At 74.7% G+C, this 6,991-nt stretch carries 6 protein-coding genes; 1 reads left to right on the top strand and 5 read right to left on the bottom strand.

Annotated features, from left to right (window positions below; translation table 11 throughout):
• Positions 1-12 precede the first annotated feature (12 nt).
• Positions 13-1,800 carry a GNAT family N-acetyltransferase gene (locus tag PV721_RS21255; protein WP_319726796.1) on the bottom strand — a complete coding sequence of 596 codons (1,788 nt, stop codon included), beginning with the start codon at positions 1,798-1,800 and terminating at the stop codon, positions 13-15.
• 95 nt (positions 1,801-1,895) lie between these two features.
• On the opposite strand from PV721_RS21255, the gene PV721_RS21250 reads away from it, so the two are divergent.
• On the top strand, positions 1,896-2,318 hold the full coding sequence (locus PV721_RS21250) for a DUF350 domain-containing protein (protein ID WP_319726794.1): 423 nt from the start codon (positions 1,896-1,898) through the stop codon (positions 2,316-2,318).
• Between the two features lie 73 nt (positions 2,319-2,391).
• Here the strand turns inward: PV721_RS21250 and PV721_RS21245 are convergent, their stop codons facing one another.
• The 4 genes from PV721_RS21245 to PV721_RS21230 all read right to left on the bottom strand — a co-directional run bounded on the left by PV721_RS21245 (position 2,392) and on the right by PV721_RS21230 (position 6,921).
• Positions 2,392-3,621 carry an acyltransferase gene (locus tag PV721_RS21245; RefSeq protein ID WP_319726792.1) on the bottom strand — a complete coding sequence of 410 codons (1,230 nt, stop codon included), beginning with the start codon at positions 3,619-3,621 and terminating at the stop codon, positions 2,392-2,394.
• Complete coding sequence (locus PV721_RS21240) at positions 3,618-4,661, bottom strand: alpha/beta hydrolase (protein ID WP_319726789.1); 1,044 nt, start codon at positions 4,659-4,661, stop codon at positions 3,618-3,620. Before PV721_RS21240 ends, PV721_RS21245 begins: the two co-directional genes overlap by 4 nt.
• 206 nt (positions 4,662-4,867) lie before the next feature.
• Positions 4,868-5,548 (bottom strand): response regulator transcription factor, encoded by a 681-nt coding sequence (locus PV721_RS21235; RefSeq protein ID WP_319726787.1) that lies wholly within the window; start codon positions 5,546-5,548, stop codon positions 4,868-4,870.
• Complete coding sequence (locus tag PV721_RS21230) at positions 5,545-6,921, bottom strand: sensor histidine kinase (protein ID WP_319726784.1); 1,377 nt, start codon at positions 6,919-6,921, stop codon at positions 5,545-5,547. Before PV721_RS21230 ends, PV721_RS21235 begins: the two co-directional genes overlap by 4 nt.
• Positions 6,922-6,991 lie beyond the last annotated feature (70 nt).

The raw sequence follows: 6,991 nt of genomic DNA, 5'->3' as shown, positions 1-6,991 counted from the left end.
GGCCGACGGGGCTCACCGATTGAACGCGGTGAACTCCGCCCCGACCGCCCGGGCCCCCGCCCGCACCAGGGCCTCCGCCGCGTCCAGCGTCTCCCTGCGGTGCGCGGCCACCAGGACGCCCAGCCAGGGCGCCGGGTCGAACGCGCCCGTCGGGATGGCCGGGACGAAGACGGCACCGAGTTCCGCACATTCCCGCGCCAGGACCGCGCACAGCTCGTCCAGCTGGGCTTCCGGCAGCCGGGCGCCGAGCTCCACGCGGTCGGCGATCCGTACGAGGTGCCCCGCGCCCCGCAGCGCGTCGAGCCGGGCCGCCACCATGAAGGCGACGGACGGTCCCGTCAGCCGCAGGTTCGTCTCCGTCGGAGCGAGCCGGCCGGCGCCGTCGGCGACGAAGTCCACGTCGAACCAGCCCCGGTAGCCGGACTCCGCCAGCTCCCGGCCCACCGCCGCCCCGAAGGCGGCGAGCGGCTTCTCCGCCCACGCGGGCACCACTCCGGGACCCACCGTGGCGCCCTGGTAGCAGCCGTCCCTCACGTCCATCACCGCCCCGCCGACCTCGTGCACCCGGCCCGCCTCGTCCACGAAGCCGTCGTAGGTGAGATCCCGCGGGCCGTCGGCCTCCTCCGGACCGGCGACGTACTCCTCCACCAGCAGCGGCCCGCGCGGCAGCCGCCGCAGCACGGCGCGGGCCCCGCCCGCGGCCCGGACCCGCTCGGGGGTGACCACCGTGGTGCCCGAACCCCCGACGCCGTGCTCCGATTTCAGAACACTGCTCTCGCCGGCCCTGGTCCTGGCCGCCAGCAGCCGGCCAGCCGCCCACCGGCCGGCGGCCCTCCATTGCGCGGGGAGCACGATCTGGGGATGCCCGCCGTCCGCCAGGATCCGCCCGAACAGCGCGTGCGCCGCGGACTTCGACTCGTAGTGCAGCTCGCCGGCCCGCCACGGCTGGCCCGACAGCTGCCCGAACGGCCGGGTGCGCCCCCACGGTACGAGGGGCAGCCCGGCCCCGGTCAGCAGTGCGGCCAGCGCGGGCCGGGCCCGTACGGCATCGCACAGCCCGGGATCGCGTTCCGCCAGGCCGTCGTACACCTCGACCTCCGACCAGCCCAGCTGGCGGCAGACCAGCCCGGTCCAGCCCGTCGGGACGGGCCGGGGCAGGACCAGGGCCGCCGGGTCCGGGCTGTAGAAGGCGGCCAGGCAGGCGTAGTGGTGTGCGGCCGACTGCCCCCGGTCGAGGGAGGCGTCGGCGAACTGCGCGTTGAACTCCGCCACGTTGCCCACGTGCACGGCCCGCCCGCCTCCGGTCCACGCCCGCGCCCAGTCGGCGAGGGGGACGGGAGCCGCCTCGAAACGCACCAGGGCCGCGCCCGTCCGCTCCGGCGCCGCGGCCGGCGCCACCGCCCCCGAGGCCGCCACCGCCCCCATCGCCCGGTAGAACCCGGCGGCGTGCGGGTCGGCGTCGATCACCAGCCGGCGCACCCCCAGCTCCACGGCCCGGCGCAGCACGTCCCGGTACAGCAGCCGCCCCACGCCCTGCCCGAAGGCCGACGGCTCGACGAAGAGCAGCCCCAGCGCCGCCAGCGGGGGAGCCCCCTCCAGAGAGGCCAGCCCGAGCACCGTCCCCCGCCCGTTCTCGGCCACGACGATGCGGCGGGCCGTCACCTCGTCGGGCCGGATCCGCAGTTCCGGCGCGCACGCGGCGAGGAAGCCGGCGTCGTACCCCCAGTGGGCCTTGGACCGCATGACCAGCCCGGTCAGGGCCTCCGCCTCGGCCGCCCGCGCGGCCCTGACCTTTACCATCTGCTGACCTCCCCATGGTCCGCCGGAGAGCCGTGCGATAGATTCGGCCTCTCCACGGCACATACTTTCCCACCCACGCGGAGACAGGCTTCTCAATGAGCGACATCATCAACGGACTTGGCCGCACCAGTGCCTACGGCGCCCTGGGCCTGGTCCTGCTGATCCTCGGCATCGTCCTCGTGGACGTGCTGACGCCCGGGAAGCTTCCGAAGCAGATCTGGGAGGAGCGCAACCGCAACGCGGCCCTCTTCCTCAGCTCCGCGCTCCTCGGCATCGGCGGCATCGTCTTCACCTCGATCTGGACGACCTACCAGGACTTCGGCAAGGGCCTGGCGTCGACCGCCGCCTTCGGCCTGCTCGGCCTGATCCTGATGGCGGTCGCCTTCCTGGTGCTCGACCTCGTGACCCCGGGCAAGCTCGGCGCCATCGTCGTCGACCCGGAGCCCCACCCGGCGGTCTGGGTCTCGTCCGCATGCAACCTCGCCGTGGCCGCGATCGTCGCCGCCTCGATCGCTTGACGCGGAGCACCCGTACGCGACGAGAGCGCCGCTTCCTCCGGGGAGCGGCGCTCTCGTCTTCGTATGCGGGGGGCTACGCGAGACCCAGTGCGAACACCGCGAACCCCGCCGCCAGCAGTCCCGCCACGGTCCGGCGCAGCGCCCGGCTCCCGCGCACCCCCTTCGGCGGATGCTCGAACCGGCGCGCGTACCGGGCGATGCCCACGAGCAGCGCTGCGAACACCGGCATCCACGCCACCCGCGCCGCGATCCAGCCCGGGCTGTCCGGGGCCGTCGTCAGCCCGGCGAGCTCACCCGCGAACGAGCCGGGTACGGCCGCCGCCAGCATGGCCGTCTGGTGCCAGCACAGGATCGTCATCGCGCACAGGTTGACCACGACCACCGGAGCCCACAGGGCCGGCCGGGCCAGCAGCTTCGCCAGCCGGTCGCGCAGCAGGATCGCCGCACCCGACTGGGCCGAGGCCAGGGCCAGTACCAGCAGCGACGGCGGATGCGAGTTGGTCCGCGCCGCACCCGGTACGCCGACCATCGACGGGGGATAGTGGAACACCGCCAGCAGGGCCGCGAACAGCAGCGTCCCGCCGGCCAGCAGCAGCCAGGCCCCGCGCCGCCCGATCCGCCGCTCGCCCCAGGAGACGCCCAGCTGGTACGCGAACAGCCAGCCCGGCAGGATGTTCACGAGGGAGAGCCAGGACGGTACGGAGCCGGCGAGCGGCCCGTAGCGCAGGAAGTCCACCACGGCCACCGAACCGAGCAGGGGGACCGCGGCCCAGCCGCCCAGGCGGCCCGCCGCCCGCACGCAGTACGGGGTCAGGGCGGTGACCACCACGTACACCCCGACGAACCAGAGCGGCTGGACCACCAGCTTCGCCCCGGTGCGCAGCGAGGCCTCGGGCACCCCGGCCGCGTACAGCACCGGCGCGGCCAGCGCCCACACCGCGGTGACCCCGAGCACCGGCCGGCCCAGCCGGACGATCCTGCCCTTCAGCCAGGCACCCGCCGAACCGGGGCGGCGCCGGTAGGAGAGCGCCGAGGCGTACCCGCCGACCAGGAAGAAGATGCCGAGCATCTGCAGCACCCAACTGGCCGGAGCCAGCCCGCCGAACGCCGACAGCGGGCTGGCGTTGTGCAGGCCGCCGTCGGAGTCGAGGGTGAAGCCGCCGAGCAGCCAGTGGCCGGTCGGCACGGCCAGCAGCGCCAGGGCGCGCAGCCCGTCGACCGCCCGGTCGCGGTGGGCGGGGGTCTGCCGGTCGATGCGCTCGGCGGTCTTCCTCAGCGGGGCGAGGGCGACGGCCGCGCTCATCGGCCCTCTCCGTTCGCGATCGCGGCGAAGGCCGCCAGGGACTGCGTGCCGGGCTTGAAGTAGCCGGTGTGGCCCTGGACATCGGCGGCGGGCACCCGGCGGGCGCCGAAGGCCGCGGACGTGGGGTCGGCGCCGTGGCCGATCCCGGCGCATTCGACGTTCGGGACGTCCGCGATCCAGTCGGAGGGGCCGCGGGCCGCCCAGATGCGGGCGCCGGTGCGCAGACCGGCCGCGGTGTCGGCGCGCATCCCGGGGGAGCCGAAGGCCACGATGTCGGAGGCGTCCGTGTGCCGGGCCGCCAGCCCGCACACCACCGAACCGTAGCTGTGGCAGAACAGCACCGGATCGGGCGCGCCGACCGCGTCCAGCCCGTCCGTGAACCGGGCCAGGCGGGTCGCGCCGGCCGTGGCCAGCCGGCCGTCGGCCGCGTCCAGGCCGACGCCGACCGGAGTGGTGTAGCCGATCCACGCGACGACGATGGTGAACCCGCCGGTCGCCTCGCGCAGCGCCCCCGCCATCCCGGCCGGGCCGGTGTTCGGCTTGCGCCGGGCACCGTAGGTGGTGGCGTCGTTGTCCGACCCCGGCACGATCACCGAGACGTGCTCCGCGTGCTCCAGGTCCCCGAACACCTCGGCGACCTGACCCCGGCCGCGCGGGTCGAAGGCCAGGATCTGCCGGTCCGGCGCGGCGAGCGAGGCGTAGCGCGCCTCGCCCGTGGCGGCGATCGCGATCCGGTTGGCCTCGTACCGCAGGGGGAGCGGAGCCCCCTCCAGATTGCCGACCACCAGCGGGTGCTCGCGCAGGAGTTCCCGGCGCGCCGCGTCGTCGAGCCCGGCGAAGAACCGGGCCACCTCGCGCGGCGTCGCGGTCGCCGGATCGGGCAGTGCCCGGCCGGACGCCGTATCGGCCCGCCAGTCGGCCGTGCCGGGCGGCGGACCGGTGACCGCGGTCTGGCTCTCGCCCGAGGCCCATCCGGCGGTCCCCCCGACGACGGTCACCGCCAGCGCGGCCGTGACCAGCGTCCTTCCGAAGCGGCGCATGCCCCTTCTCCTCTCCTCGTGACGAGGAGGAAGGTAGGAAGGAGGTACCGGCGCGTACGTCGGACCGTGGTGCCAAGTCGGATGTCATACCCGGGTAGGGGGTGGAGGAGCCGGGGCGCTTCCCCGCCGGGAGCCGTCCGGCCGTCCGGCCGTCCGGTCAGGCCGAGTTGCCCGGCAATCCAGAGCCGAGCCGCGCCGCCGTCCCGTCAGCCGGAGTCGCCCGGCCGGACCAGCCCCGCCTCGTAGGCGAAGATCACGGCCTGCGCCCGGTCCCGCAGGTCGAGTTTGGCCAGCACCCGCCCGATGTGGGTCTTCACCGTCTGCTCCGCCAGCACCAGATGCCCCGCGATCTCCTGGTTCGACAGGCCGCGTGCGATGAGTTCCAGTACCTCGGTCTCACGCGGGGTGAGGCCGTTCAGCCGCAGCGCCGGGTCCTTGCGCGGAGCCGGCCGCTGCTGGACGAAGTCCGCGATGAGCCGCCGGGTCACCGAAGGTGCCAGCAAGGCCTCGCCCGAGGCGACGACACGTACCGCCGCGATCAGATCGGCCGGCGGGGCGTCCTTCAGCAGGAATCCGGAGGCGCCGGCGCGCAGCGCCTCGTACACGTAGTCGTCGATGTCGAAGGTCGTCAGCATCAGCACCTTCGGCCGGTGCACCACCCCCGGCGGGGGATCGAGGATCTCCCGGGCCGCCGTCAGGCCGTCCATCTCCGGCATCCGCACGTCCATCAGGACCACGTCGGGGTGCGTGGAGCGGGAGACCTGGACCCCCTGCCGACCGTCGGGCGCCTCGCCCACCACGTCGATGTCGGCCTGCGCCGACAGCAGCGCGGCGAACCCCGCCCGCACCATGGCCTGGTCGTCGACGATGATCACGCGGATCGTCAATTCCCCTCCTCCTTCTGATGGGCCGGCTCGCTCGGGGCGTTCAAGGGCAGGCGGGCGGCGACCCGGAAGCCGCCGTCGGGCAGCGATCCGGTGTCCAGCGTCCCGCCGGTCAACCGTACGCGCTCCCGCATCCCCACCAGGCCGTGCCCCGTGCCCGAACTCTCCAGCGCCACCACGGCGTCCCGGGCCGGACCGTTGACCACGAGGACCAGCACCTCGTCCTCGTCGACCGTCACCGAGACCCGGGTGCGCGCCCCCGGCGCGTGCCGCACCACATTGGCCAGGGCCTCCTGCACGATCCGGTACGCCGACAGGTCCACCGCCGGCGGAGCCGCCCCGGCCGCACCCGCGGCCAGCGACAACTCCACGGGCTGGCCCGCCCGTACGGTCGCCTCGACCAGCTGCTGGAGCCGGTCGATCCCCGGCTGCGGAGCCCGCTCGCCCTCCGCGCCGCCGTTCGCCCCGTCACCGCGCAGCACGGTCAACAGCCGCCGCATCTCGCCCAGCGACTCCCGGGCACTGGCCGCGATCGCCGCGAACTCCTCCTGTACGGGCCCGGGCATGCCCGGCAGCCGGTACGGCGCCGAATCCGCCTGGACGGTGATCACCGACATGTGGTGGGCCACCACGTCGTGCAACTCGCGGGCGATCCGCGCCCGTTCCTCCAGCAGGGTCCGCCGGGCGCGCTCCGCCTCGCTGATGCTCTCCTGCTCGGCGATCCGCTGCTGCGCGTCGCCCAGACCGCGCAGCGCGCCCGTCAGCACCAGCATGACCCCGCTCAGCACGAAGAGCAGGGCGGCGGAGTTCATCACGCCCGCCGGCTGGGAGAAGCCCAGCACCGCACCGAGCCCGCCGGTCACGAGCCACACCCCGACCAGGTTCCGGATGGATTCGCGCAGCCCCAGACAGGCCATCAGCAGCAGGTAGCCGACGATGGTCATCGGCGGCCACGGCCAGGCGTGACCGGCCACCTCGTCGGCCCCGATCAGCAGCACCGCGCCGACGAGGTTCGCCCCCAGCACGAGCCCCCAGGCGGGCAGCGGCCGGACCACCGCGAGCAGCAGCGGCACGGTCTGAGCCACCCCGAGCGCGCCCGCCCAGCCGCCGTCCACCCCGTAGTCGTTGCTCAGCACGGCGATGGTCACCGGCAGCAGCGTCACCACGAAGATGCCGACGACGACGTACGGCAGTGTCCGCTGCCAGCGCTTGGGCGCCTGCCCCAACAGGGGCTGCGTCGCCCGGGCTGGCGTGCGCAGCACCACGGCGAGCTGTCCCAGCGCGCCGGGCACGCGGGCACCGGGTGATCCGGCTGCGGGGGCGCGGGTGCGGTCGCGGTTCCGTCCGAACAGCCGGGTGCGGGGTTCGTCGCTCATGATCGGACCAGCCTATGCGCCGACGGGCCCGAACCGGGGTACGGGTAGGCTGCCCGTCGGGCGATCATGG

The organism is Streptomyces sp. MB09-01 (assembly GCF_033794505.1).
GTDB lineage: Bacteria > Actinomycetota > Actinomycetes > Streptomycetales > Streptomycetaceae > Streptomyces.
The sequence above is the reverse complement of the archived record's forward strand: the minus strand, read 5'-3'. Positions and strand labels throughout refer to the sequence as shown.

Bases quoted from the DNA above. Each gene is read 5' to 3' on its own strand.
- PV721_RS21250 (WP_319726794.1), top strand. From the start codon at position 1,896: ATGAGCGACATCATCAACGGACTTGGCCGCACCAGTGCCTACGGCGCC.
- PV721_RS21240 (WP_319726789.1), bottom strand. From the start codon at position 4,661: ATGCGCCGCTTCGGAAGGACGCTGGTCACGGCCGCGCTGGCGGTGACC.
- PV721_RS21245 (WP_319726792.1), bottom strand. From the start codon at position 3,621: ATGAGCGCGGCCGTCGCCCTCGCCCCGCTGAGGAAGACCGCCGAGCGC.
- PV721_RS21230 (WP_319726784.1), bottom strand. From the start codon at position 6,921: ATGAGCGACGAACCCCGCACCCGGCTGTTCGGACGGAACCGCGACCGC.
- PV721_RS21255 (WP_319726796.1), bottom strand. From the start codon at position 1,800: ATGGTAAAGGTCAGGGCCGCGCGGGCGGCCGAGGCGGAGGCCCTGACC.